The organism is Arthrobacter sp. BG3, from assembly GCF_056680185.1.
The window spans coordinates 3,036,280-3,062,960 of the sequence record NZ_CM155270.1 but is presented as its reverse complement, the minus strand read 5'-3'; the positions used below and the strand labels follow the sequence as shown (position 1 = coordinate 3,062,960).

The following is a 26,681-nucleotide window of genomic DNA, read 5'->3' as shown; positions in this document are numbered from 1 at the left end:
AGCCGCCGGTACCCGGTTCTGGCGGGCTGGTTTGGTTGATTCGGGCCACATAACGATCAGAGGTTTGAGAGCCAGTTGAGCAGTGTTTCGTCGGACCTCCAGACGGGGGTGGGGCGGCGTGCCGCCGAAGTATCGGGCGGCTCGGTGGCCCGCAGGGCTTCCATTTTTGTCCTGGTGTTGATTTCAGCGTAGCGATTCGTCGTTGTCAGGTCGGCGTGCCCGAGCCAGCCGCGGATGACGTTGATTTCAACTCCGGATTCAAGGAGGTGCATCGCTGCGGTGTGGCGGAAGACATGTGGGCTGACCGTGCGGTTGATGCCGGGATCGTCGAGGTGTCCGGCGAGGCGCCGTACGGCCTTGTAGATGCCGAAGCGGGTGAGTGCTTCACCGGTTGCCGAGCAGAAGACCGGGGCGTTTGCCGCTGCCGGTGCACCTGATGAGTCGAGCAGGGCGGTGAGTCGTTTTGCGGTCTGGTCCCATAGCGGGCAGGTCCGCCATTTGTCTCCTTTGCCGTGGAGCCTGACGAGGTAGGGCTCGACCAGTTGCAGGTTTCCGGCCCGGAGCTCTGCGATTTCCTGTGCCCGCGCCCCGGTGTTGTAGAGGAACAGGATGAGGGCGTGGTCCCGCTGGGCGAGGCGGCCGGTGCGTGGCAGGTGCCGCAGCAGTGCCTCCATCTCGTCGCGTTCCAGGAAGTGCGTCTCGGCGGGTGCCGCCCGTTTTATGGGGATGGCCGCAACCCGTTGGCAGGTTTCGAGCATCGTCGGTTCCCGGCTGGCGATGTATTCGAAAAGGGTGTGCAGGGCAGCCAGGCGTTGGTTGCGGGTCCGCACGTGGTTATGGCGATCGCTTTCCAGGTAGCGCAGGAAGCCGAGGATACGTTCGAAGCTCAGGTCCTCGAGCGTGAGTTTGGTGATCTTGGTTCCCTTTTGCTCGGCCACGAAGCACAGCAGCAGCCGGATGGTGTCGCTGTAGCTGCGCACTGAGGCAGGGCGGAGGCCCTTGACGGTGACGAGGTGGTCGATGAAGAAGGAGTGGATCAGCGGCCCCAGCTGTTGTGTTCCGGTCATGGTTCCGCCTCCGCCCAGGCGCGTTCGGCATAGGTTTCGAACCGGTGGCTTGCCTCGGAGAGGAGTTCCGGGGTGATGGTCAGGTAGACAGCGGTCGAGGATGGGTTGACGTGGCCCATGAACGTTGAGAGCTGGTAGAGCATCGCCGATGGATCCACGCCTTCCCTGTACCAGCGGAGCAGGCATCCGACGGCGAACGAATGACGCAGGCAGTGCAAGCGCGGCGCCGTAGTGCCCTCAGGAACCGGGAACGCCAGGCCGGCGGCGAGGCGGCTGAACGTTCCGCTCGCGCTGCCCGTGTGCACGCAGCGCCGGCCGTCGAAAGTGAACAGCGGTGCATCCGGTTCGGATCCTTCTTGCTCGCGTCGGCGCTCGAGTTGGAGGGCGAGCAGCTCCCCGATGCGCGGACCGAAGGGAACGAAGCGGCTCTTGCCGAACTTCCCACCATGGACGATGAGAAGCTGCCTCTCGGTATCAACGTCCTCCATGTGCAGTCCACAGGCCTCTCCGACCCTGAGCCCGAGTCCGTAGCACAGGGCGAAGATGGCATGGTAGGTCGGGCCACGACCGGTGGCCCGGGAATTGTCGGGAAGGGCCGCTGCCGCCGCGAGTAGCTGCCGGGCCTGGGATGGATCGAACAGGAAGGGCAGCCGCCGATCCGTCTCCCGGCGACGCGTTCCGTGCCAGGGTGATGCATCCAGGCGTTGCTGGCTGACAGCCCAGTCAAGGAAACTCCCGAGTACTCCGATGAGGTGGTTGAAACTGCGGGCCCGGTGCCGTGGCCTGGAGGCAACGAAGTCGTCGAACAGGCGCGGGGTGAGGTCCGCCAGATCGGTCACCGCGTGCTGTTCGGCGAATGCAAGTAGCAGGTGCAGTGTCGCTTCCTCGCTCAGGTATTTCCGGCCCAGCGCCCGTTTGTAGGCCAGGAAGTCTGTCACGGCGGCAGTGAGGTTCGCACTCATCCGAGCACCGCCTCCCCGTCACCCAGGGCGACCTCCCGCAGTGCCTCGACGGCGACCTTGGCATAGATCTCGGTGGAACGTGCTGAGCGGTGCCCGACGAAGTCACCGATGGTCTTCAGGGCGAAGTTCGCATCAACGAGGCGTTGGACCGCCGTGTGGCGTAACGTGTGCGACCCCGGCCGGGCCACGTCGATTCCGGCCTTGAGCAGATAGAGGCGGGCGCAGGACGAAACCCCGGCGGCGCTGATTGGCTGGCGGGGAGCCACGGCACGAAAGAACACGTGACGGTCACTGGTTGTTGGGCGCCCATGCTGAAGGTAGTCAAGGATTGCCTCGCCGACCACGGCAGAAAGGGGAAATGCCGTGGAGTGGCCGGCCTTGCGCTCGGGGACAGCCAAACGCTCATGCTTCCAGTCGATGTCATCCAGGGTCAGCGCAGCGACTTCCCGGCCGCGCAGCCCATAGGTGACCAGCAGGACCAGAATGGCGTAGTCGCGCCTGCCCGCCTCGGTCCGGCGGTCAACACTGGCCAAGACCCGAGTGACGTCGTCCCAGGAAATGGAGCGGGGGATGTCCGATAGCCGATAGACCTGAGGCCATCCGACGGCTGAACTCAGGTCTGCGGGGAGGATGCCTTGGCGGTGGGCATAACGCAGAAAAACCTTCAACGAACCCGCTTCATCACGCACCGTAGTCTTGGCCAGTCCGGTGCCAGCGCGCTCGACGAGGAAGGCACTAAGGATAATCGGCGAGATCTCCCGAATCGACTCCACGCCGATCTGCCGCAGGTAGGTTTCGAAGTGGTCGAGGTGGATGCGGTAGCCACGCACCGTAAACGGACGGAGGCCTCGCTCCTGGACAAGGTAGTCGAAGAAGCCCGGGACAGTGTCGGTGAACGGATGAAGCTCGCGCTTCCGTCCGGTCGGCGCGTACCCGGCCAGAACAACCGAGAGCATGTGCTCCACGGGGCCCCGGACTTCGTTGGCCATCGAACGAGTCGAGCCCGTGTGCTCGTCGTGAAGGGCAACCCGGTGCTCGACGAACGCGTCCACGTGTTTGGGCAACTCTCCAATGGTGGTGGCACCCCGGGCCCTGGCAAATTCGCCGAACGCGAAGACGAGCGGGACCCGCTTCCAGATGCACCTGTCCTTGTAGTGGTGCTCGGCCAGCCAAACAACGTACGTCTCGATCTCAACGCCCATCCATGAGCCCCGGAGCCGATCGACAGTGGACGGCTTGGCGAAATACTCCTCCAACATGGCAACTTCCTTTCTCCTCAAAGAAAATGAAGTAACCACCATCGCCCCAGCCAACCGTTATGTGCCATGGAACACCGGCTCAGAGCCCGAAACAGCCGCCAGCGCCCACCGCACGGCAGTCGCGGCCACATAATCAGGCAGGGCACAGAAGTCCAACAACGACGGCTGCGCCGTCACCCGCTCCCCCGAGGCCAAGGCCCTCGGCATCGCCATGGGTGAGCCGTGGTTCAAACTCGCCCCGCGCGCCAAACAATGGGGACTCGTTGCCCTCTCCAGTAACTACGAGCTCTACGGCGACATCAGCGCCCGGGTCATGGAACTGCTCGGCCGGTACTCGGCCTGGCTGGAGGTCTACAGCATCGACGAGGCGTTCCTCGGCGTCAAAGGCACCCCGGACGAGCTCCTGGCCCTGGGCCGGGCCATGAAGGCAACCGTTCGGCGGAACGTCGGCGTGCCGGTCTGTGTCGGGATCGCCCCCACGAAGACCCTGGCGAAGCTGGCGAACAAATGGGCCAAGAACAACCCGGCCTTCGACGGGGTCTGCCACTGGGACTCCGTGCCCGCTGCCGAGAGGGAAGGGCTGATGCGCCGGCTGTCCGTGATCGAGATCTGGGGTGTCGCCACCCGGCTAACCAAACGCCTCAACGCCCTGGGAATCCATTCCATCCTTGATCTGTCCCGGGCGGATCCGGTGATGATCCGGGACCGCTTCTCCGTGGTCATGATGCGCACCGTCCTGGAACTGCAGGGAACTCCCTGCATCCCGATGGAGGAAGAACGCATCGGCCGGGACCAGCTCATCTTCTCCCGCTCCTTCGCGACCCCTATCACCACCGCCGCCGGGATCCGTCAGGTCATGAGCGTCTACGGCCAGCAGGCCTCGGCGCGGCTGGCCAAACACGGGCTCCAGGCCAAAGTCCTCACCGCGTTCGCCGGCACCTCACACTTCAACCCGAAAGACACCTCCTACCCCTCGGTGTGCGTGCCACTGCCCATGCCGACCGCGGACCCGGTGATCCTGACCAAAGCAGCCCACGCCCTGTTGCCCCGCATCTGTGAGGGCATCCGGTACGCCAGGGCCGGGATCATGGTCACCGACCTGCGCCCCAGCGGCAACCAGGCGCCCCTTGCCCTGTTCGAGAACCCGCACGAGGAACGCCACGTCGGAACACTTCTGGAAGACATCACCCGCCGGTACGGGCGCGGCTCCATCGGCCTGGGCCACGGCGGGATCCGGGGCGGGCCGGACTGGACCATGAAACGGGACATGCTCTCCCCCCGGTACACCACCCACTGGGACGAACTCCCCCTCGTCAAAGCCGCCTAACCCAAACACGCCAGCACGACCGCACCACGAAAGAACGCACCGTCATGACCACCACCATCGAAGCCCCCACAAGCAACAACGATCTTCAGGTCCGGACCGGTGCGGCAGGCAAACCCCTCGCCATCCGGCACGACGGACGGATCTGGCTGGTCGATCCCGACACCGAGTCCCAGCACTGGTTCGGACGAGACGCCTGGTGGGGCACCCGCGGCACAGCAGCCGTCGGCAGCGGCGACCTGGTCAGCATCGAATTCTGGAGGGTTCAGGTAGGCCCCGGCACCCGTTCGGCCCTTCGACCCGTCGCTCTCCGCCGCGGAAGGTCCGGCGTCGTGCGGGAGGGCAGCATCCGTGCCTTTGAACCCCGAGAACGCCGAAGTCATCACCAGCACCGGCGGCGTGTCGTTCTGGCCCGCACCGACGGGCAACAGCTCGTGCGGGAACCAGAGATCGCACTGGACCTGGAACCCCGGCTCGTGGAGGCGACCGGCCGGATCCGGCGGCGCGTATTACCGTTCCAGCCTGACACGTAGGTATCAGGCCAGTGCCGCAGCCAGTTCCTTAATACCTTCGAGAAGCACTCCGTGCTCTCCAACCGGGTAGGAGACCACGTTGAGGCCATACACGCCCGTGAAGAGTTCCTGCTGAAAGTCTGGGATCTTGCCATTCATGACTAGGACGTGTCCAGGTCCCCGACCTGGAACCCCGAAGATCGTCTCGAGAATAAGCTTCAAATCCGGGTCACTAAAGCTATAGCCCACGAACAGTGCCATCTTGGTGAGCAGCAACGATTGCAACACTTCCAGTGCTAATGCGCCGTCTCTCCTGAGTAAGGTGTATTCGGATTGGGTGAAGACGAGAGGAGAGCCATGATTTACAGACCCGTGCAACTTAAGGATTAGGTTGTTTGACTGCCTAACAACGTTATCGATCTCCGGTTCGTTGAACGACATGGTGTGGTAGCCATCGCCCGCAGTTCGCTCGAGGATTCGGTCGAAGTTTGTGGTAACGATAACGGCGGGGTCAAGGTCCATCAAAGCATTGTGTAGCTCCGAGGGAGCGAATCTATCCCCCTCAGGCCCATCGCAAAAGAGGGTAATGGTGTCGCGGTAGTGATTCAAGTTGCCGGTCTTGGTTGCTGTGTACTTTATGAACTCCGCTGCAAGTAGATACTCCCCGCGATTGATCATAGGGTTCACCATCGTTCGCATCTGGCTCTGGGTGCAAATTATGTTAGCTAGCTTCTGAAGCAGAGCCTTCCATCCGAGAGGGCGCTGACTGGCCGCATTTTCGCTCGCCATAGAGACACCCGCGCCAACAAATAGAACCACATTTCGCCGAGCAACCTGCTTCAAAAGATCGCCCTGCCAAGCTATCCCGCTCACAAGGCCGCCTTAGACTCGGCAGTCAGCCCCAAATGCGCAGCCAACTTATCACCTATCGCTGCCAGCTTCTTCGAATAGCGGCTTTGCTGGTTGAATTGCGCGCCGTTTAGTCCATCCGATCCCTTCAGCTCAAAGATGGGAGCGTGGGCTGATTGCGCAAGCGGGACCATCGAGAACATGTATGGCACTACGCCCAAATCGAGATCCAGCTCCGGCGAGAGCAGATTGCTAGCCAAGGCCTTCGCCTTTGAGGGTATTTGTACTTTGTACTTGTCGTAAGCGAGAACCGACCGCGCCTTTCCTTCTGTGTACTTTGTGAGGTACTCCTGAGTTGTATAGCCTCCAAAGACCACCCGGACGTCGCCTGAGTCCGACATCATCAGCGGAGCCAGTGCAACATCGTCATTCTCGCTGTGAGTTGCGGCAACCGCCCGGGTATAAGTTCTGCCCCACTTACTGAACCAGGTCGCCAGGTTGTCAAACGAATAGAGGCTGAACAAGTCCGGCGCGACGGGCGTGATGAACATGTCGGATCCGATGAGGACGGAGCGGTTGAGCGCACCGAGGCTCGGACCCACGTCAAATACGACCAGGTCATAGTCCGCCGCTTCAACGAGTTGCGATACCCAGTGTGTCCGCCTTGCTGCGCCGAGTATCCCACCAGCGAATTGTCCCCAGGACTCACTCAAGACATCTTCTAGAAGCGCTAGAAAAGGATGTCCTGGCAAGACATCGACAGCAAATCTTTCGCTTTTTATAACTGGAAGATCGGTATCAATACGGGAGTCTCCGTGTCGAAGCTCGTTGATTGTCTTGAGGATGGTGCTACTAGTGGCCGATTCTGGAGTCCTGTACAGCTCCTCCCAAGTTTCTTCGGGGAGAAGTATTTGAGTTGCGTTGCACTGTGGATCGCAATCCACAAATAGCACCCGCTGCTTGTGTTTCTTCCCGAGATGATGTGCCATGTTCACAGCGAGAGTCGTCTTGCCAACGCCTCCTTTGTTATTGAAGAACGTTAGCGACTTCATTGCAGCTCCCAGGAGATAGTGATTGCTAAACTCGTTGCTTCACCGAGTTTTTTAGCTGTTGTCACATGAACCCTATAGAAGAGGGGCCGTGCGACACGACTTGGGCGCGCTCTGCGACGACGCCCATGCGGTGAATAATCAAGCCGATAGAAGTCTCTAGGTGTGTGCCACGATCGAAGAAGGCAAAATGCAGCTCAGGCTTGGCGAGTAGCGCTTGTAGGTAGCGCTAGTCCAGGCATCTGGTAGCAAGATTCCGGGAACACGGTAGCGCCCGCCCTGGTGAACTGCTGTGCTGTGAGATGACAACGCATAAGGCGTTGTCGTCTCATTGTTAAGGGCGGGCCATGGCGGAATATCGTAAAATATTGGGGTTGTTGCTGGAGGGGAGGAGTTACCGCGAAGTTGTAGAGATCGCGGGGTGCTCGCATCGCGACGTGGCCCGGGTCCGGCAGGAGGTCCAGGAGCGGGGTCTCACCTCGGCGGTCGCGGTCAGTGACAGCGAGCTGGCGGATTGGTTCCCCGACGGGCGCCGGAAAGTGTCGGAGGAGTATGACCAGCCCGACTTGTCGCGGGTGCTGGCGTCTTTGAAAGCGAACCGGCACTTCACGTTGCTGCTGGCGTGGCGTCGCTACGTCGACACCAAGGACGCGGGGAAGAAGTACGGGTATTCCCAGTTCTGCGCCCTGTTCACTGGCTACCTGCGCACCCACGATCTGGTGGCGGTGCTGCGCCATGAGCCGGGGCGGGCGATGCTGGTGGACTGGGCCGGCGACACGATGGATGTCGTCGACACGATCACCGGCGAGGTGGTCCGGGCAATTTTGTTCGTCGCGGTGTTGCCGTTTTCGGGGCTGATGTTCTGCCGCGCATATGCGGATATGAAGTCCCCGGCGTGGCTCGACGCGCATGTTCAAGCGTTCGCGTTCTTCGGCGGCGTGACGCAGATCGTCGTGCCAGATAACCCGACGACCTCCACCCACCAAACCCATAAGGGCGATGCGGAGCGGGTCGTCAACGCGAGGTATCAGCAACTCGCGGATCACTACCAGACAGCAATTGTCCCGGCCAGAGTGAAGAAACCCCGCGATAAAGCCTCAGCCGAGAACGCGGTGAACGTGGTCAACAAACGCGTCATCGGCTACCTCGATGACGATGTCTTTACGACGCTGAGCGAGTTGAATACTGCGATCGAGGAGCGGGTGCGGGAGATCAACCACGATATCCGCCGCGCCGACGACACGACCCGGTGGGAGAGGTTCGACACCGAGGAGCGGGAGCTGCTCGGCCCTTTGCCCGATGCCGGGTTCGAGGACGTCGAGTGGAAGGAACTAAAGGCGGCCCGGAACTACCACGTCACCGCGGACACACAACGGTATTCCGTGCCCTTCGCGTTGGCGGGCAAGCTGCTGCGGGTCCGGCTGACGTCTTCCCGAGTGACGGTCTTCGACGGGCACGAGAGCATCTGCGAACACCCGCGGCTGACGGGCCGCAAAGGCCAGTACTCGACCTTGCCGGACCATGTCCCGCCGCGGCACCGCGATATTGATGGGTTGTGGTCCCGGCGGTGGTTCATCGACCGGGCGCGCAGCGTCGGGCCGGCAACAGTCACGGTGATCGAGCAGATCCTCGACGGTCAGGTGATCGAGGCGCAGGGCTACCTGTCGTGCCAGAACATCCTCGACGGGCTCGGCAAGAATAACCGGGAACGGTTGGAGGCGGCCTGCCAGGAGCTTGTGAACCGCAGCGCTCATCCGACTTACTCGACGCTGAAACGGTTGATGGCGGCGATCGATAATGATGCGAAGAAGCCCCGGCCGGTGATCCCGGCGGCCTCGACGCGCAAACGCGGCAGCACTGTCGTTTTCCGTGACACCATCTCGGACGTTTACGTTCGCGATGCCTCCCACTACGCACGCGACGAGGAGGGGAAGTGATGTTCACGAGCATCGATTACGACAAGTTCCGGGCCCTGCGGGTGACCCACGTCGCGACCCGGCTGGAGGAGCTCATCCAGGACGAAGGCAACGACACACTCACTCCCGAGCAGTTGTTTCTCACTGCGGTCGACGACGCGTTGGAGTCCCGCCGCATCAACAAGGTCGACAAACTCATCCGTCAGGCCGCCTTCCCGATCCCGGGGGCAACAGTTGCTGAGGTCGACTACCGCGACGGGCGAGGGATCACCCCGGTCAGAATGCGACGCTATGCCGCCCATGACTGGCGCTCCGATGCGACGAACCTGCTCATCATCTCGCCCACCGGAGGCGGGAAAACCTACCTTGCCTGCGCGTTGGCCATCGGTGCCTGCCAGAGTGAGCACTCGGTTCTCTACTTCCGGATGGACGACTTGGCACGGCGGCTCGTCATCGCCCGCGGCGACGGCATCGCCCACCAGAAGCTGTTGAACGAGCTCTCCAACATCGATCTGCTGATCATCGACGATTTCCTCACCGTCGGCATCGACAGCGACGCTGCCAGCGATTTGTTCGCGATCCTCGCGAACCGGGAGCACCGGCTTCCGACAATGATTGCCTCGCAGACGGGGCCAGCGCACTGGGTTGCTGAGCTGCCCGACCGGGTCGCAGCGGACTCGATCGTGAACCGCCTCGCCAACAACGCCCGGATCATCAACCTCGGTCAGATCGACATGCGCCGGCACCGCAACGACCAGGCCCGCGCCCACGAGGCCTACTGGGAGTAACACCGGCCGCGGCCCGGGCACAGCGCCCGGGCCGCTACCACCACGTCAGAACTGCGCTACCAGATGCCTGGACTAGCGCTACCATCAAGGACTACTCGCCAGGCTGGCTGACACTCAGAGTCACCTAATCCGAGGGCAACTCGAGCAAGCCCTCCGCTAGAGGACTGCTCAGCAACCCACCGGCTTTACCATGACTGATTGGAGACGGGATCTGTGCACGGTAGCCGGATCACTGAAATGGCCTCCGTACTGATGGCCGGCTGGGTCCAGAAACCGCCCCATGTTCAACGTCCGTGCGGCTGCTGCCAGGTCCCAGTGCATTGCCGTTGGGTCTCTACGGCCTTCAAACAGTGCGGCGCCGCGTGCAGGGCTCGAGCCTCCAAAGACGGGATTTGTCGCTGCCACTCGAGCGCCAACTTCAGGCCAACCTAAGTCACAATCGCCATCCAACTCACAAGCCGGATGTCCTCCAGCCCTATCTGCGGGAGGGGGTCAATAGGGGCTGGAGCCTTGAGCCGAAGTTCGTTGGCCTTCTCCATTAGGGCCTGTGCAGTTGTCCCCGGTGAGACACCACGATGAGAGCTAAGAATTTCCCTGATTTCCCGTTCGGCGCGGGGATTCGCCACCTGATTGAGCCGCTCGACCAGCCTGTCCTGCTGGTCACCCAGAACGCCCCCCTGCTTCCGCACGAGATCGGCCGCGACGCGCATTACTTTGGGGACAGAAGGTTCAAACGTAGCGGGGTCAGTGCGCAGCATCCAGTCCCTGTGAATATCAATCTGGGCGGCGTTCCACGCGGTGTACAGATCCTCACGCAGGGTGTCGGAAGGTTCGGCCGGGTGGAAATTCGGGTGGCCAGGATCGGCCTGTTCGAGGCAGGTCAAGAGCTCCGAAACGATCTCAGGCTCGCCATCGAGTACCTGTAGGTGACCGGCCTTGAGCGGTACGTAGCGGAACTCGGGACGCGGATGATCCGCGATCTTGGCACACAACACGACACCGGGCTGAACGCCGGGGCGAAACATGACGGAACCGGCACCCCACGGAAGGTCAAGGACTTTCCGCGCTGTATCTGCGGATTTTAGGGCGATCGCAAGGCGGCGCTGATACTCCTCGCTGGAGGCCGCCGCGGACCCTGTGTCATCGAAGAGGGAAGCGTCTTCGTTGCGGAGGCGCTCGATCTCCTCCTTGGTTTCGGACATGATGCGTTCGGCGGCCTCAACCCCGGGCAGCACGCCGTCGCTGACACCGAAGGCGGCGGAAGCCTGCTTGAGTTTGAGCTGCAGGCGTCCTTCCAGTTGGAGTAGCTCCTCGAGCTCGTCGTCTGGGAAAAAGCAGCGCAGGTGGATTTGCTTGTGCTGGGACCCGATTCGGTCGATGCGCCCATGTCGTTGCACCAGGCGCATGGGATTCCATGGCAGATCGTAGTTGATGATGTGTCCGGCCTGCTGAAGGTTCACGCCTTCGGAAAGGACATCAGTGGCGATCGCCAGATCGTATTTGTCTTCGTCCTCAGACGTGCCGGCGGTGCGTGGTGCGAACCCGACGATAGCGTCCTTCCGCCCATGCCGGTCACCCCCGGTGGCCAACACGATTCGCCCCTGGTAATCAGCCAGGCGTTCGTCACCATGATCTGCCAGGGCGGTGAGCGCTTCGCCGATGTAGTTTGCGGTATCAGCGAAGTATGTAAAAACCAAAACTTTGCGTCGGTCCCTTGTGTTCTCCGGGCCGACGCCGTCTTTCCTGGCTTCCGCGGAAATCTGGCCAATCTCATTGGCAAGCTGCTGGATTTTCGGATCGAATTTCCAGCTCACCGATGCCACTTCGGTGAAGAGCCGGTGAAGGAGGCCGCGGTCAGCCACCACCGCGGCCCGGAGCGCCGGAAGGTCATAGCCCGAGACCGGGTCGACATTGTTGTCCACCGTCTCTCCGTCGAGTGCTCCGATAATTGCATTGATGTCATCGGAGTCAGCCGCTGCCCATGCTCGAAGGGCGTCCCCGGTAAGGACTTGTCCCTTGTCCAAGGCAGAGAGGAACTGGTCTTGGGACGCGATCATCTTCATGACTGTCGACGCGAAGGCCACGGCACTGGATTCAAATCGTTTCAGCAGCGCGGAGCGGAGCAATCCGGCATTCTGGACTTCATATTGTTCAACTGATTCCCTGCTGAGCAGGAACCGGGAAGGCACGTAGCGGGCCATGGTCAGGACCGTGCCGGGCTCTTTCAGCGTGACGCCGGTGCTGTCCAGATCCTCGTCGTCGATGCGGGCGCCAAGCGCGTCCGCGAGCCTGCCGAAGAATCCAGGCAGGATGTCGTCCAGGTGGTAATCCACCCGATGAACCTTCGCCTGAGGAAAAGTGATTTGTACCCCTCCGACCTTGGCGTTCGGGTATTGGGTCTTGATGAAGCGACGCGTGCGGCGAACGGCTACGGCGTCGAGCAGCTCGAACAGATGCTTGCCGGATAGCTCGTCCGGGTCCATTGCCATTGCAGAGCCTATGTACCTGCGGACGCTGGGCACTCCGATGTCAGCGAATGCGCCGTCGGCCGGGTCAATGTAGGAGACAAGCGACTGCAGGTCCTGAAGGGAGTTATTCACTGGGGTTGCCGTCAGCAGCACCAGCTTCTTGGCGACTGCTCCGGCCAGGAGCATGCGGAAGGCGTCAGCGCGCTGGGTGCTGGCGTTGCGCAGATTGTGGGCTTCATCTACGACCACCAGAGCGTAGGAGTCCAGCGACTGTACATGTGCCCCCGCTTTGCCGGCCCGGCCGGTCTGGATATCGGCGGCGAGTTCTTCGTAGGAGACCACATCTGCGTTGATGTTCTTGTCCTTGAGGAACGGACGCCAAGTGGAGTCCCTCAAGGTAGCTGGGGCGACAACCAGTACCTTTTGCCGGTTCTCGATGGCAGCTTCGCGGATCAGTTCACCGGCCACGAAGGTCTTGCCCAGGCCGACCTCGTCCGCGACGATCACACCGCCGCGCTTGGCGAGGATCCGTTTGGCGCGGTGCACGCCGTCGGCCTGGAATTCGGTCAAGCCGAGCTCATTGTCGAATTCGGTGTCCTCCTTATATGTGTCGCCGTAGAGCTCATACAGCATCCGCAGGAACACCGTCCAAGGCTGATGCAGCTCCGTCCGGGCGGCATACAGTCCAGCCAGGTCGTAGGGCACCGCGTCGGCCCACTGATCATCAAACCATTCCTGGGTTCGCTCCACAGGCGAGGGCTGGTACACGCCGAGGTTCAGTTCCCGGTTCCTGGCCAGTCCGGCATAGGTCAGATTGGAGGACCCGGCCATGACGCTCGCGCCTCCGTCCTTAACGATGAAGGCCTTGCCGTGGAGAAAGTCCTTCTCAAGACGGCGGACCTGAACGTCATGTTCGCGAAGCCAGATCAGGAGGCGTTGAACGGCGCTGTCGCCCTCTTTAGTGATGCTGACAAGGTTGCGGTCCTCGGCGAGCGCATGATCGTGGTCCTCCAGAGCTTCGCGGAGGCGAGGATCACCTCTACGTGCCCCCAGAACGCTGAGGGGGGTTACGGTGGCGCGCACCTCGGAGTCGACAGGTTCCGCACCCAGGAGCAATCGAACAGGACCAGCGGCATCCAACGCATCTGCCAGGAGCATGAATCCGCCGACATTGAAGTAGGCGGTTGCAATGTCCACTCCGGTTGGCTTCACGCGTCCTGCGGAGCCGTTATCGATCATTTTCGCTACCGCGTCTGCAACCCGTTGCGGTTCAGATCCGGATTTGTTGGTGGCGAACTCCGGCCGGTTCACTGATAGTGAAATGCTCACTGGTTGCTCCATCGATCGAAGTGGTTCAGAACGGCAGTCAGCCGGGACTGGTAGTCCCAACCTCGATGGAACGTCGTGAAGATATGGATAAGTGCCCCACGGGTCAGCCCGTACAGGTGCGCCGCTACGGCATCGAGCTCATGGATCAGATCGATCCTGACCCCGGTGTCCGTCGTGGATCCGACGGGGACACCGACTTCGGCAGCCCAACCTGAATAGCGTTCGTCCACTGCAGCCAGGCGGCCCGCTATTTCCACGACACGGAGCCGGCGTGGATCGTCGCGGTCCGGACGAGGGATCGGCAGGGCATTGAAGAGGTGCTGATTGAGATGCAACTCTACGTACCGGCGCGCATACCAGTCCAAAGGGATGGACGAAAGCACTCCCAGGAGAAATGCCTCATCGGTACGGTGTCCGGCCCGCTGCAGCAGGTATGGTGCGGTATTCGTCAGCACGACGTTGCCCGGGACCAAAGCCACGATGGCAGTGCGAGAGTCGGTGGAACGCGCTACATCCCGAAAAGCTATACGGGGCTTGTAGCAGGGCAGCATGGCGGCGTCATTGACGATTTTCGGATCGAGACCAAAGAACGCCGAGGAGGCAAGACGTGCCTGGCGTTTCCGCTTGTCGAATAGCGACTGGGTAACGGCGGCCGGATCTGCATATGTGTAGGGATCACCGGCGTCGGGAGACCAGAGGTTGAACGTCGCCCCGGTGTAGACGGGCCATAGGTCCGGCGCCGGGCCGCCGGCGTCGAAGGTCTTGCGGTCATTCGTGGCATGGAATTCGGCGACGGGCTTGAAAAGCCATTGTTCACCTGAGTCCAATCGCGGGTGGGAACGCAATGCTCGGAACGCATCGATTGCGGACGTGTCCGGCAACAACGGGAATGATGCCCCGCTGGCCCACTCGGCCAGACCCGAAGCTGGCAGTTTGCCCAGGATGTGTCGTCCGGCGAGGAAGTCCTTCAGGGAGTGGAACGGGCCAGCGAGACGGACTTCAGGCTCAGCTGCCATGGCCTTTTCAACTGTTAGCAAAGTCACGGTGTACTGTCCGTGAATGTCGTCGAAGACCCACTTTCCGGTGTTGGTCAACGAGACGACTGACTGGAACTGGCCGTCTTTGAGGAGTATTTTCCGCCATTGGGCGGACCCGGCGGCGTTCAGCACTGAGCGGGGGAACACGACGCCGAAGCGGCCGCCTTGTCGGAGGAGTTGCCAGAACCGCCAAGAGAATGCCTTGTACAGGTCGACGTCGCCCGTGCCAAGGCCGGGGTAAGGGCCGGCGAGCAGGGCGCGGCGGTACTTTTCTGCCTTCGCTTCCTCGGACTGGTGCAGTGCGACCAGATCCGGGCGTGCTGAACGGTATTCCTTAATGGCCTTCTTCTGCGCAGCGGGTGCCATCCCCATGACGCCGGGGAAGTACCTTTGCCAGAATTTGGGCTCTTCGACCATGACTTCGTCCCAGGGCGGATTGCCAAGGATCACATGGAATCCCGCGTGCCCACCATCCCGGCTGATGAATACTTCCGGGAACGCGAGGGCGAGGTGAACGCCACCCAACTGGTCAACGGTTTCCCGAACGGTTGAATCCCGGCCTGTCTTGAGAATCAGATCCGTGTCGAGAACGCCATCGAGGTTGACGAGGCCGAGGCGGTTTGCAACGGCAGCATCCAGGATGGCCTTGGCCGGTTCGGCCTCCCGACGCGCCTCTGCATAGGCTTGCTCAACATCCTTCGTCTCGGATGCCGAGGCCTCGGCCGCCAGTCCGACGCGGCGAAGCGTCACCGCCGAGTCGTCCAGCACGGCGTCAAGCCGATCAGCAAGAAGGGAACGCATCCCCAGCCGCTTTGGTTCGAAGATGTCAAGGGCTTCATCCAGGGTACCGATACCGGTCAGGGAATCGCCTCGGACGAGACCATGATTAAGGGAAGACATCGGCAGGCCGGGCACGAACGTATGGATCCAGAGCGCGAGGCGGGCGAGATCGACGGCAACAGCATTGATGTCAATGCCATAAATGCAGCGCTTGGCGACCTGACGGCGCACCAAGGTCATTTGATCGATCTCGGGCAACGCGCCCACTCCCGACCCTCCCAACTTCTCGAACGCTGTGGCGCGCAACTCATCGAGTTCGCGAGTGACACGAGGTATGGGATGCGCGGAAAGGAAAGCGGAAAAGGCGGACGCAATGTGATCGACAGCGCCGACCAGGAAATGCCCTGATCCCATCGAGATATCCGCGACCCGAAAATCCCAGAAGGCCTCGTATGCGGCGACGTCGTCGCTGGTCTCGAGATGGACCGCTACCCGGGAGAGGTGTTCCTCCACCGTGGGATCGAGAGCGGTCTCGAGGAGATGCTCAACCGCGAACTGCTTCGTGAAGTAACTGCCAGTGGCCTTGCGCTTGCCGGAAGCATTATGGAAGTACACCTCCCCGGCGTGAACGATCACCTCGTCGTTGGCCCCCGCGGGGACATAAACGCCCTCTTTATCCACAGAAAGATCGCGAGGCGCCATAGACAGAGATGATTCCAAAAGGCCCTCGTAGAGGGTTCCGAACTCGCGGACACTCAGGGTCTGGAAATCGACCGGGCCCTGGGTGCCGTCCCGGCCCGTGTCCACCAGAAGCTTGACGAGCGCCGGACCGACCTCGGCGTTGGTCAGCCGCAGGTTGGCGATTGTTGCCCCGGTAGGATCGTTGGGGTCGAAAAGGGAGCCGCCGTAGGCCGGAATGCGCCACTCCGTGTGACCGGCAAAGACGCCGTGCCAAATATTGAGCAGGGTGTCCCACAAGTCGTAAGCGTTGGCGTCGAAGGAGAGGTCTTTGTCGTCCTGAACCTGCTTGGCGTAATACCGGGCCCGCTCCTTCAGGGACACATGCGTGTAAGCCTCGCTGGTGCGGTAAGGCAGGAGGCCGCGGTCTTCGGCGTATGCGACGAACAGGAGCCGGAAAAGAATCACCAGCGTCGTATGGTAGGCCTCTTGGAGTTCAGTTTCAGTAGTCGCCTCCAGCCGTCCTGCGACCGCGGTGGCGAGGTCGGGAACGATATCGACGTAGACCCGCTCCCGGAGACGCTCCCCAAGGCCTGCGGCGTGATCCATAGATCCGATTAGGATGGCGTCGGCTGTCCCTCCCTCGCATAGCGCCGCTGGAGTCATGAGGAGCGTGGCATAGGCGAGGTGCTCATCGTCCATCGTGGCCAGGTCGATCTCGGTGTAGGTGTCGCTGCCTTTGCGTGCTATGCCAGTGTCTGGATCAGACGTATAGAGGCGGATGCGGCTATCCTGCACCGCCAGAACCCACCTGACTCGGGCATTGCGCGCGACGGAAAGACCATGCTGGACAGGCGAAATCTCTCCGAACCGAGATGAAGGGCGGTCAAAAAGCTCGCTGCCTTGCAGAAGGACAGCGATGGCCTCTTCCCGACCATCTTTGCGGAGCATGAGGTCAGTGCCCTGGTGGGAGACTTCCCAGCCGAGCGTACGCACGAGGTCCTCACCGGAATGACCACGGAATGATCGGGCATGCTCCCCTGCCGTCTTCCAATCGTGCCGATGAGGGACGTTGGTGAGAAGCTCGTGCGTGGCGAAGAGGCCTGTGTTGTGTAGTCCGAGTACGTCGTCGTCCTCGCGCGCCAGGAATATCGGCCCGAGTAATTGCTCGGCCTGCGCGGTGGTTGGCGCGTCAAGGCTTTGTTCAACTATTCGCTCGACGAGGGACAACGGCAGATCAGTTGCGAGCTGGGCATCATCTCGCAGACCCACGACAGCAGCACGGGCAATGGCGTCGCTTCCCGGATAACCAACGACCAGAAGGGCACCTGTCGGTCGGCGGTTCCACCGCCTTTCCCATAGGGCGCGCACGTCGGATGACTTCGGGCGATGCGGCGCCGTCGCGTAAACAATGTCCAACCGCACGCCGTCAAGCGGTTGGTAGAAGGACTTTGGAGTCAGGTAGTCGGGCGCCCCAGACTGCGACCACGTTCGTCCATTGAAATCGCTAAGGAATGATTCCAAAGCCGCATCGTGGGTCGTCATTGTGCTCCTCTTGAATTTGCGCTTGTCTTCTCGGATCAGGCTACCCGGCTGCCTACCTTCAGTTGCGGTCGACCCGGACCATTGAGCATCGATGTCGCATGATGGCCGTCATCACCTGAAAGGAGCGGACCTACCGCCGCCGGCGACTTGCGACCTTCTCATTGCGAGCAAGTCTGTAAATCACTGCGGGCCACGGAGGCGGAAGCGGAGCTGTCGCGTGACGACGCTCAGGTCTTCCCAAGTTGGGGCGCACTGATGACACTCGCACGGGACTGCGCGACCCATGTGCCGATTGCCTTGGGGCCTTTGGTTGATCCATCCATAGACGCTCCCAGTCGCGAGGATCCTTTGCCCTCGAAGATTTCCAGGAACGGATTGCCCTAAGTTCGGCCGCGGCCTAAGTGTCTGGTTCCTACCAAGGGAATACCAGAGGCCTGCCTCATAACCTGGCTGATTCTGACTGATGCACACTGAATGGTCATGTCCCTAGAGCAACGAAAAAACCCCGCCGTTCCCGTGTAAACACTGGGAACTGCGGGGTTCTAGCTGGTGGCTCCGACCGGCGTCGATCCGGAGACCTTTCGATTATCAGACCAATGTTCCAACAACGATTGTGGCCGGCCCCGCTGGCAGGGACCGAACGAGCGTATCGAGTTGCGGCAAAAGGAAAGAGACCCGCCTTAAGCGCTCTGGTGGCCCACCTGAGCGCCCTCCGTCCACAAAACGTCCACAGCCGCCTATGAACGCTGCAGCCGGCGCACAGGGGGCGCGCAGGGCTTCGCAGCCTAGTCCGGCGCCCGGGCGGCAAGCCCTAGCCAGGAGCAGCCATTTAACAGCCACGTGCCAGGGAAAGTGAGGAGTTACCGGGGATTCTCAGAGACGACTCTCGGAAAGCACTATTCTCCAAGTACAGAAAAACCCCCGGAATCTCGCGGATTCCGGGGGTCTTATCTGGTAGCGGCGGGGAGGCTCGATCTCCCGACCTCACGATTATGAGTCGTGCGCTCTAACCAACTGAGCTACGCCGCCATAAATGAGGAAAACCTGCGCTAAGCCGGTCAAAAACCGCCTTGACACAGGCCCTCATTCAGAGCCCCCCACCGGAATCGATCCGGTGACCTCGTTCTTACCAAGAACGCGCTCTACCACTGAGCTAGGGGGGCAACGAGTAAATACTCTACCGGAAGATTCCGCTCCCAACAAATCGGCGCCTGGAAGGCTCTGAAAGCGTCAAAATTGGCGCAATTCAGGGCGCCAGAGAGCGCCGAGATGGCCTGGGGGCGGGCCGGGAGCACCGCCGGGCACCCGGATGTGACCAAGGGAACTTAACGGAAAACGGGCCGGCTCTGGAGCCGGCCCGTTTTCAGGGTGAATCAGTGCTTAGCAGCTGATGGTTACCACTTGGTGCGGGGCTTGAAGCCGCCTTCGGTGCGCGGCTTGCGGGCCGCGTCGGAGCCGACGCCACGCTCGTTGCGGTCGCTGAAGGAGCGTCCGCCACGGTCAGCGGAGGTCCGCTCGCCGTCGGTCTTGCGGAATTCGCGCTTGAAGCCGCCGTTGCCCTTGAAGTTGCCGCCACGGTCGCCGCCGCCGGAGTAACCGCCACGGTCACCGCCGCGGCTGCCGCCCTGGCCGCCACCCTGGTAGCCGCCACGGTCGCCGCCGCGGTCGCTCGCGGGCGAACGGCCGTTGTCCAGCTCGAGGTGGATCAGCTCGCCGCCGATCCGGGTGCGGGACAGCGCCTTCAGCTGGTCGGCACTGAGGTCCGCCGGGAGCTCCACGAGGGAGTGGTCCGCACGGATGTCGATGCCGCCGATCTGGGCCGAGGAGATGCCGCCCTCATTGGCAATGGCGCCAACGATGGAACCCGGCATAACGCGCTGACGGCGTCCGACGGCGATCCGGTAGGTGGCGTTGCCCTCGGTCAGGGTGCGGGTCGGGCCGCGTGAGCCGAAGCCGTCCTTGGACCGCTCGCGCTTCTGGAACTCAGGAGCAGCAGGCAGTTCCTTGACCAGGAGCGGCTGGCCGCCCTGGGCCATGACGGCCAGTGCAGCAGCGATCTCCGACGCCGGAACGTTGTGCTCTTCTTCGTACGAGGAGATGAGGTCGCGGAAGGCGGAGACGTCCTCGGACGCAAGCGTCTCGGTGATCTTCTCGGCGAACTTGCCCAGGCGCAGGGTGTTGACCGATTCCGCGGTCGGCAGGTGCATCTGCTCGACCGGCTGGCGGGTCGCCTTTTCGATGGAGCGCAGCAGGTACTTCTCCCGCGGCGTCATGAAGAGGATCGCATCACCGGAACGGCCTGCACGGCCGGTACGGCCAATGCGGTGCACGTAGGACTCGGTGTCGTGGGGGATGTCGTAGTTGATCACGTGGCTGACGCGCTCGACGTCAAGGCCGCGGGCCGCGACGTCGGTGGCGACAAGGATGTCGATCTTTCCGTCACGCAGTGCCTCGACGGTGCGCTCGCGCTGCTGCTGCGGGATGTCGCCGTTGATGGCGGCGGCCTGGAAGCCCCGGGCGCGCAGCTTGTCGGCCAGGTCCTCGGTCGCCATCTTGGTGCGCACGAAGGCGATGACGCCTTCGAACTCTTCAACCTCGAGGATGCGGGTCAGTGCATCGAGCTTATGCGGGCCCATGACCTGCAGGTAACGCTGGCGGGTGTTGGCGCCCGTCGTGGTCTTGGACTTGACCTGGACCTCGGCCGGGTTGTTCAGGTACTGCTTGGACAGCCGGCGGATCTGGCTCGGCATCGTGGCGGAGAACAGTGCAACCTGGCGGCCCTCGGGGGTCTGCTGGAAGATCTGCTCAACGTCCTCGGCGAAGCCCATGCGGAGCATCTCGTCAGCCTCGTCCAGCACCAGGTACTGGAGTTCGGACAGGTCGAGGGAGCCCTTGGCGATGTGGTCGATCACACGGCCGGGGGTGCCGACAACAACCTGGGCGCCGCGGCGCAGGCCGGCGAGCTGGGGGCCGTAGGCGGAGCCGCCGTACACCGGGAGGACGGTGAAGTCATCGATGTGCTTGGCGTAGGAGGTGAAGGCCTCGGCGACCTGGAGTGCGAGCTCGCGGGTCGGAGCGAGCACCAGGGCCTGGGTCTTGCGGGACGGGCCGTTGAGGTCGTGGAGCTCGGCCAGGCGGGACAGCGCCGGTACTGCGAATGCTGCAGTCTTACCGGTGCCCGTCTGGGCCAGGCCCACGACGTCGCGGCCTTCGAGCAGCAGCGGGATGGTTGCTGCCTGGATCGGGGACGGCTTCTCGTAGCCGACGTCCTGCAGGGCAGCCAGGACACGGGCGTCGATGCCGAGGTCAACGAACTTGACCCCTTCTTCTTCGTCCTCGTCCTTGGCGGGGGCAGCCTTGGTGTCAGCCTTTTCAGTGGCGGGGGCAGCCTTGGTGTCAGCCTGCGGTGCGGTCTCGGCAGCAGCCGGAACGTCAACGGGGGCAGGAGCCTCGGTGAATACCGGGGCGGAGCCGGCTGCGGGTGCAGCCGTTTCAGAAGTCTCGACGTCGCTCTGAATGTTTTCGGTTTCGACGGAGTTGTTCTGAGTTTCGGGCATAGGTGAAATATCCTCATTCATAGGGGCCAAGCGGCACAACCCGAGGTGAGCGGGGCCGCAGTACGCGTGACACAAAATCGCCGGGCATACTTTGACCGGCCGGTCACATAGAAGCCCGGCGCTTTCGCAATCCCGTGGCAGGACTTCCCGCTGCAACTCTTGGCTGCTATCCCAGCAGTCTGTACAGCGTTTTCTTTAGCCGGCTCTCCCTATGAAAATGCCCGCATCTCAATTGCGCGGGCCCCAACACTTACCAGTCTTGCCTCAAGAATTGGGCAGGAAATAAGGGATTTCCGGAGTGGGGGATATTTCAATTGTAGGGCATGGATCCGCCGTTGGGTAACCCGGCAGCCCGCGACGGCGGTGAGCTTGCGCACACGGGCACCCGGCCCGCTACAGCCCGGGGCGGCGCTGCAGCTTCTCGAACTCCCCCAGGTACTCCGGCTGGAGGCGGATCTCACCGTCGGCATCGGCGTCCCGCAGGGCCTCCATATCCTCCACCGTGGGATCGCTGAACCACTTGCCGATGGTGACCCCGTGGGTGGGGAGGAAGATCCGGTGGATGTGGTCCCCCGCCTGGATGCTGCCGACCCGCACCACGCGCAGGTAGGTCCCGACCCGCCCGGCGTCGCCGAACCGCTTCGCCCAGTGCGGCTCATGCATCCGCCGCTGGAAGGTGGCGCAGGGGACGCGAGGGGAGGTCACCTCGACTTCGACGTCAAGTCCGATCTTCCAACGTTCGCCGATCAGGGCGTCGGTGGCGCTGATGCCGGCGACGCGCAGGTTCTCGCCGAAGATCCCCGGCGGCAGTTCCCGGCCGAGCTCCGCTGCCCAGTAGTCGGCGTCGTCCTGGGAGTAAGCGTAGAGCGCCTGGTCCTCGCCGCCGTGGTGGACGCGGCTGGCCTGGACGTCACCGCGCAGCCCGAGCTTGTTCACCTTGACGGGGCCGGCCACGGGCCGTTTGTCGATCGCGGTGACGCCGACGCTGCCGGGGTCCTCCAGCAGCTGGTGTACGCGGCAGACGGCAAGAACAGTAGCGGTGTCCATGGCACCAGTGTAGGCCCGGGCCCGCCGGGCGAGACCGTAGGATGCTGGAATGAGCAACGAAGCTGGTTTTCCCCATGGGTCCGACGACGTGTCCGACGTCCTGGCCATCGATTCCCTGCTGAGCGCCGGGGAACTGGCCGTCCGGGAACGGGTCCGCGATTTCACCGACCAGCGCATCCGCCCGGGCATCGCGGGCTGGTACGACGACGGCGTCTTCCCGCTCGAGCTTGCCCCGGAGCTGGGGGAACTCGGCGTCCTCGGCATGCATCTGGAGGGCTACGGCTGCCCGGGCCGCTCCGCCGTCGAATACGGCCTGGCGGCGATGGAACTGGAGGCCGGCGATTCCGGCATCCGCACTTTCGTCTCCGTGCAGGGTTCGCTGGCCATGACGGCCATCCACAAATGGGGCTCGGAGGAGCAGAAACTCCACTGGCTCCCCCGGATGGCCGCCGGCGAACTGATCGGCTGCTTCGCGCTGACCGAGCCCACCGCCGGTTCGGACCCCGCCGCGATGAAGACCTTCGCCCGCCGCGACGGCACCGGCGAGGACGCCGGCTGGATCCTGGACGGCACCAAACGCTGGATCGGGCTCGCCTCGGTGGCCGACGTGCTGGTGGTGTGGGCGATGACCGACGACGGCGTCCACGGCTTCCTGGTCCCCGCCGGCACCCCGGGGGTGACCGCGACGCCGATCGGGCAGAAACTCTCGATGCGCGCCTCGATCCAGTGCGATGTGGCGTTCGACGGCGTCCGGCTGGGTCCGGAGGCCCTGCTCCCGGCAGCCCGCGGGCTGCGCGGCCCGTTCAGCTGCCTGAACGAGGCGCGCTACGGGATCGCGTGGGGCGCGATGGGTGCCGCCCGGGACTCCTACGAGGCGGCGCTGAAGTACGCCCAGGAACGGCTGCAGTTCGGCCGGCCGCTCGCCGGATACCAGCTGACCCAGGAGAAGCTCGTGAACATGCTGCTGGAGATCCAGAAGGGCACGCTCCTGGCGCTGCAGCTGGGCCGGCTCAAGGATGCCGGGAAGCTGCGGCCCGAGCAGATCTCGCTGGGCAAGCTCAACAACGTGCGGGAGGCGATCACTATCGCCCGGGAGGCCCGCACCATCCTGGGCGGGAACGGCATCACGCTGGATTATTCGCCGCTGCGGCACGCCGCCAACCTGGAGTCGGTGCGCACCTACGAGGGCACGGACGAGGTCCACACCCTGGTCCTGGGCCAGCACATCACCGGGCTGCAGGCGTTCCGCTAGGCCGGGACAGGCACGGCGCCCTTGGCGCCGGCATCCTTGCGGATGCTCGCACTGATCACGGCGGCGATGGTGCACATCGCGGCCGCGCCGAACCAGGCGTAGGTGTACTGTCCGGTGGCGTCCCGGATGGCGCCGGCCGCCAGCGCCGCGGCGGCCGCGCCGAGCTGATGGGCCGCGAAGACCCAGCCGAACACCACGCTGCCGTCCGCGCCGAAGACCTGGCGGCAAATGGCGGCGGTGGGCGGCACGGTGGCCACCCAGTCCAGTCCGTAGATAACCACGAACACGATCATGCTGGGCTGGACGGTGGCGCTCAGCAGCAGCGGCAGCACCAGCAGGCCGATCCCCCGGAACTGGTAGTAGACCGCGAGCAGGATCCGCGGATTGAAACGGTCCGTCAGCCAGCCGGAGGCAATCGTCCCGGCAATGTCGAAGATCCCGACGACGGCCAGCAGGCCCGCCGCCGTCGTCTGGGACATGCCGTGGTCGTGGGCGGAGGGGATGAAGTGGGTGCCGATCAGTCCGTTGGTGGTGGCGCCGCAGATCGCGAACCCGGCCGCGAGGGCCCAGAAGGTCCGCACCTTGCTGGCGCGCTTGAGCACCTGCAGGGCCCGGACGGCGGCGTTCCGGTGGGGTTCCCCGGCACCGGCCGGGCCCGGTCCGGGCGTGGACCCGGGCGCGGCCTCTGCCGCGGCCCCGGCGGTGGTCTCCGGCTCCGCCTCGGCCCCGTACGGCAGCACGCCGGCGTCGGCGGGCGAGTTCTTCAGGAACTTCAGCACCAGCGGCACCACGGCCAGGGCCCCGGCGGCAATCAGCAGCGACGCCTGCCGCCAGCCCGGATCCTGGGCCAGGGCGGCGATGAAGGGCAGGAAGACCAGCTGCCCGGCGGCGCTGCCGGCGGTGAGGATGCCGATCACCAGTCCGCGGCTCTTCGCGAACCAGGTGTTGGCGATGGTCGCGGCGAAGACCAGCGCCATGGACCCGGTCCCGAGGCCGATCAGCAGCCCCCAGGTCAGCAGGATCTGCCAGGACTCGGTCACCAGCACGGTCAGGGCGCTGCCGGCCCCGATCAGCACGAGCGCCACGGCGGTGACGGCGCGGACGCCGAAGCGTTCCATCAGGGCCGCGGCGAAGGGCGCGGTGAGGCCGAAGAGCACCAGATTGATGCTGACCGCGGCGGAAAGCACGGTGGTGGACCAGCCGAATTCGTTTTGCAGCGGCACCATCAGCACCCCCGGCGCGGCCCGGAAGCCGGCGGCGCCGACGAGCGCCAGGAACGCGACGGCGGCCACGGTCCAGGCCGGGTGGATCCTCCGCCGGCGGCCGGGCAGCAGGGTGTCTTTGGGGGCGCTCATGCGGCTGTTCCGTGCGCGGGGGTGATGCCGGCCGGGGCCGCCGGCGCCGGGGCGGCGGCGAGCGGAACGGGGTCCGGGGTGCGGGTGAGGCTGTGCCAGCTGGTGTTCCGGACGGTGAGCCGTTCCCCGCACGCGGTGCAGCTGTCCGCCGAGGTGGTGCGCGCCCCGCAGCCGGTGTGGATCACGAACATGTGGGACTGCTCCGAGGGCGCCGGCAGGTGCTTTTCGGCCCAGAGGACGACGGCGTTCAGCACCGGCAGGGCATCCTCCCCCATGGCGGTGAGGACGTACTCCTGGCGGGTGCGGCCGCCGTCGTCGTAGGGCTGCCGGGTGAGCAGCCCGGCGTCGACGAGTGCGGCCAGGCGTTTGGTGAGGACGGAGTCGGCGGCCCCGAGGCGGGACTTGATCGCGTCGAACCGGCCGTTGCCGAAGAAGACCTCGCGGAGGACGAGCATGCCCCACGGGTCCCCGAGGATGTCCAGGCCGCGCGCCATGCTGCAGTTCCGCTGGGACCAGTCTGATCGAAGTGCCATGCGGACCAAACTAGCTGACTATCTTCGAGAAAGCCATAGTCCGGCGGCAAAATGTCAGCGGCCCCGGAGCTAGAACTTCAGCGGAGCCCCGGCGTCGATGCGCCCGCGGAGCGCGGCGCGGGAGGGGCGGTAGGCCAGCGCCCAGTACACCAGCATGGCGATGCCGCAGACCACACCGAGGCTGGCCACAATGAGCTGCCACTGGGTCTGCGGGTCCTTGCCCCACTCGGCCGCCCCGGCCATGACCGAGAGGTACTTGGGCGTCAGGTAGAAGGCGAGGGCCGAGAACGCCACGATGATCCACCCCGCGAGGCGCATCCGCCCGTTCCGGGACGGCACCCGGTGGATCGCGAAGCCCATGCAGGGCAGCGCCACGGCCATCCACACCCAGTGGTGCGACCAGGACACCGGGCTGACCAGGAGCATCAGCACGGCGGTCGCAGAGACGGCGACGAAGTTCTCGTCCGCCTCCACCGCCCACCTGATCACAAGCGCGGCGACGGCGGCCAGGGCCAGGGAGAGCACCAGCCACGCCAGGCTGGTCAGACCGGAATCCGGCAGGCCCAGGTGCAGCAGCAGGCCCTTGACCGAGAGGTTGTCCACGTAGGCCGGTCCGCCGATCCGTCCGGTGTCGGGCAGGATCTGGGTCCAGAAGGTGAGCGAGGCGTGCGGCAGCACGGCCCAGGCCAGGCCGATCGAGCCGAAGAAGCCGGCCGCCATCCAGCCGAGGGCCTTGAAGTCGCGGCGGACCAGGAAGTACAGCCCGAAGGCGAGCGGGGTCAGCTTGATGCCGGCCGCGATCCCGATCAGCAGCCCCGCGGGCCAGCGGATCTCCCCGGCCCGGGCTTTGCCGTGGAGCGCAAAGTCCGCCAGGATCAGGCCCATCAGGATGATGTTGATCTGGCCGAAGTCGAAGGTGTCCCGCCAGGGCCCCAGGAGCAGGATCGCGGCGGTGCCGGCCAGTGTCACGGCGCGGAACCGCCAGTCGGCGACCGCGTTGCGCCAGCCGCCGAGGCGGAAGTAATGCCGCGCGAGCCAGGCGGACACAATTCCGGCGCCCAGCAGGGCCGTGGTGATGAACACCAGGCCGCCGCCGCGCTGGCCCAGCGTCGCCAGGGCCGCGAACAGCAGCGCCGCGAACGGCGGGTAGGTGAACGGCAGCCCGTCCCGGGCCGCGTAGAGCTCGTTGACGCCGGCCTCCCCGGTCTGGAGCACCCGGTTGCCGCCGTAGAAGTAGACCTCAAAGTCGTTCAGCAGCGGATCGTAGGCCGAGTACAGCACCACCAGGGCGGCGACGACGGCGGACGCGCCGGCCGCCGTCGCGAGCCAGCCGCGCGTGGTGGAGGGCATGGCCCTGGTGGTGGTTGTCACGGG

General features: G+C 63.8%; 16 protein-coding genes, 2 tRNA genes and 1 pseudogene. 5 read left to right on the top strand and 14 right to left on the bottom strand.

Annotation, left to right across the window (positions count from 1 at the left end):
- Nucleotides 1-56: 56 nt before the first annotated feature.
- From AC1MFL_RS13730 to AC1MFL_RS13720, 3 genes are read right to left on the bottom strand one after another with little or no spacing between them, the layout of a single operon-like run.
- Nucleotides 57-1,067 carry a tyrosine-type recombinase/integrase gene (locus tag AC1MFL_RS13730; protein WP_479810438.1) on the bottom strand — a complete coding sequence of 337 codons (1,011 nt, stop codon included), beginning with the start codon at nucleotides 1,065-1,067 and terminating at the stop codon, nucleotides 57-59.
- Nucleotides 1,064-2,029 (bottom strand): tyrosine-type recombinase/integrase, encoded by a 966-nt coding sequence (locus tag AC1MFL_RS13725; RefSeq protein WP_479810437.1) that lies wholly within the window; start codon nucleotides 2,027-2,029, stop codon nucleotides 1,064-1,066. Before AC1MFL_RS13725 ends, AC1MFL_RS13730 begins: the two co-directional genes overlap by 4 nt.
- Nucleotides 2,026-3,288 (bottom strand): site-specific integrase, encoded by a 1,263-nt coding sequence (locus AC1MFL_RS13720; protein ID WP_479810436.1) that lies wholly within the window; start codon nucleotides 3,286-3,288, stop codon nucleotides 2,026-2,028. Before AC1MFL_RS13720 ends, AC1MFL_RS13725 begins: the two co-directional genes overlap by 4 nt.
- Before the next feature lie 151 nt (nucleotides 3,289-3,439).
- Here AC1MFL_RS13720 and AC1MFL_RS13715 point away from each other — a divergent pair.
- Both AC1MFL_RS13715 and AC1MFL_RS13710 read left to right on the top strand, forming a co-directional pair.
- Nucleotides 3,440-4,615: pseudogene (locus AC1MFL_RS13715) on the top strand (Y-family DNA polymerase); the annotation flags it as partial.
- Between the two features lie 44 nt (nucleotides 4,616-4,659).
- Complete coding sequence (locus tag AC1MFL_RS13710) at nucleotides 4,660-5,145, top strand: hypothetical protein (RefSeq protein WP_479810435.1); 486 nt, start codon at nucleotides 4,660-4,662, stop codon at nucleotides 5,143-5,145.
- Nucleotides 5,146-5,148: 3 nt separating this feature from the next.
- Here AC1MFL_RS13710 and AC1MFL_RS13705 read toward each other — a convergent pair whose 3' ends face one another.
- The gene (locus tag AC1MFL_RS13705) at nucleotides 5,149-5,997 is read right to left on the bottom strand and encodes an SIR2 family protein (protein ID WP_479810434.1); all 849 of its coding nucleotides are present in this window, start codon (nucleotides 5,995-5,997) and stop codon (nucleotides 5,149-5,151) included.
- Nucleotides 5,994-7,025 carry a ParA family protein gene (locus AC1MFL_RS13700; protein ID WP_479810433.1) on the bottom strand — a complete coding sequence of 344 codons (1,032 nt, stop codon included), beginning with the start codon at nucleotides 7,023-7,025 and terminating at the stop codon, nucleotides 5,994-5,996. Before AC1MFL_RS13700 ends, AC1MFL_RS13705 begins: the two co-directional genes overlap by 4 nt.
- 344 nt (nucleotides 7,026-7,369) lie before the next feature.
- On the opposite strand from AC1MFL_RS13700, the gene istA reads away from it, so the two are divergent.
- Together istA and AC1MFL_RS13690 are read left to right on the top strand one after the other, a co-directional pair.
- On the top strand, nucleotides 7,370-8,959 hold the full coding sequence (istA, locus tag AC1MFL_RS13695; protein WP_479810432.1) for an IS21 family transposase: 1,590 nt from the start codon (nucleotides 7,370-7,372) through the stop codon (nucleotides 8,957-8,959).
- Entirely contained in the window at nucleotides 8,959-9,726 is a 768-nt protein-coding gene (locus AC1MFL_RS13690) for an ATP-binding protein (protein ID WP_479815314.1), read from the top strand. The genes istA and AC1MFL_RS13690 overlap by 1 nt, the downstream gene beginning before the upstream one ends.
- Nucleotides 9,727-10,154: 428 nt before the next feature.
- Here the strand turns inward: AC1MFL_RS13690 and AC1MFL_RS13685 are convergent, their stop codons facing one another.
- The 6 genes from AC1MFL_RS13685 to AC1MFL_RS13660 all read right to left on the bottom strand — a co-directional run bounded on the left by AC1MFL_RS13685 (nucleotide 10,155) and on the right by AC1MFL_RS13660 (nucleotide 22,167).
- Entirely contained in the window at nucleotides 10,155-13,523 is a 3,369-nt protein-coding gene (locus AC1MFL_RS13685; RefSeq protein WP_479810431.1) for an SNF2-related protein, read from the bottom strand.
- A complete protein-coding gene (locus AC1MFL_RS13680; protein WP_479810430.1) occupies nucleotides 13,520-17,563 on the bottom strand; it encodes an Eco57I restriction-modification methylase domain-containing protein in 4,044 nt (1,347 codons plus the stop codon). The genes AC1MFL_RS13685 and AC1MFL_RS13680 overlap by 4 nt, the downstream gene beginning before the upstream one ends.
- Nucleotides 17,564-18,515: 952 nt before the next feature.
- A tRNA-Met gene (locus tag AC1MFL_RS13675) sits at nucleotides 18,516-18,592 on the bottom strand.
- Nucleotides 18,593-18,654: 62 nt separating this feature from the next.
- Nucleotides 18,655-18,726, bottom strand: a tRNA-Thr gene (locus tag AC1MFL_RS13670).
- A gap of 231 nt (nucleotides 18,727-18,957) precedes the next feature.
- Nucleotides 18,958-21,120: a DEAD/DEAH box helicase gene (locus tag AC1MFL_RS13665; RefSeq protein WP_479810429.1), complete on the bottom strand. Its 2,163-nt coding sequence runs from the start codon at nucleotides 21,118-21,120 to the stop codon at nucleotides 18,958-18,960.
- Nucleotides 21,121-21,513: 393 nt separating this feature from the next.
- Complete coding sequence (locus AC1MFL_RS13660; RefSeq protein ID WP_479810428.1) at nucleotides 21,514-22,167, bottom strand: MOSC domain-containing protein; 654 nt, start codon at nucleotides 22,165-22,167, stop codon at nucleotides 21,514-21,516.
- 49 nt (nucleotides 22,168-22,216) lie between these two features.
- On the opposite strand from AC1MFL_RS13660, the gene AC1MFL_RS13655 reads away from it, so the two are divergent.
- The gene (locus tag AC1MFL_RS13655) at nucleotides 22,217-23,419 is read left to right on the top strand and encodes an acyl-CoA dehydrogenase family protein (RefSeq protein WP_479810427.1); all 1,203 of its coding nucleotides are present in this window, start codon (nucleotides 22,217-22,219) and stop codon (nucleotides 23,417-23,419) included.
- Here the strand turns inward: AC1MFL_RS13655 and AC1MFL_RS13650 are convergent.
- The 3 genes from AC1MFL_RS13650 to AC1MFL_RS13640 form a co-directional block, all read right to left on the bottom strand.
- The gene (locus tag AC1MFL_RS13650) at nucleotides 23,416-24,774 is read right to left on the bottom strand and encodes an MFS transporter (protein ID WP_479810426.1); all 1,359 of its coding nucleotides are present in this window, start codon (nucleotides 24,772-24,774) and stop codon (nucleotides 23,416-23,418) included. The genes AC1MFL_RS13655 and AC1MFL_RS13650 overlap by 4 nt on opposite strands.
- Entirely contained in the window at nucleotides 24,771-25,307 is a 537-nt protein-coding gene (locus AC1MFL_RS13645; protein WP_479810425.1) for a winged helix-turn-helix transcriptional regulator, read from the bottom strand. The genes AC1MFL_RS13650 and AC1MFL_RS13645 overlap by 4 nt, the downstream gene beginning before the upstream one ends.
- 69 nt (nucleotides 25,308-25,376) lie before the next feature.
- A complete protein-coding gene (locus AC1MFL_RS13640) occupies nucleotides 25,377-26,678 on the bottom strand; it encodes a glycosyltransferase 87 family protein (protein WP_479810424.1) in 1,302 nt (433 codons plus the stop codon).
- Nucleotides 26,679-26,681: the final 3 nt, after the last annotated feature.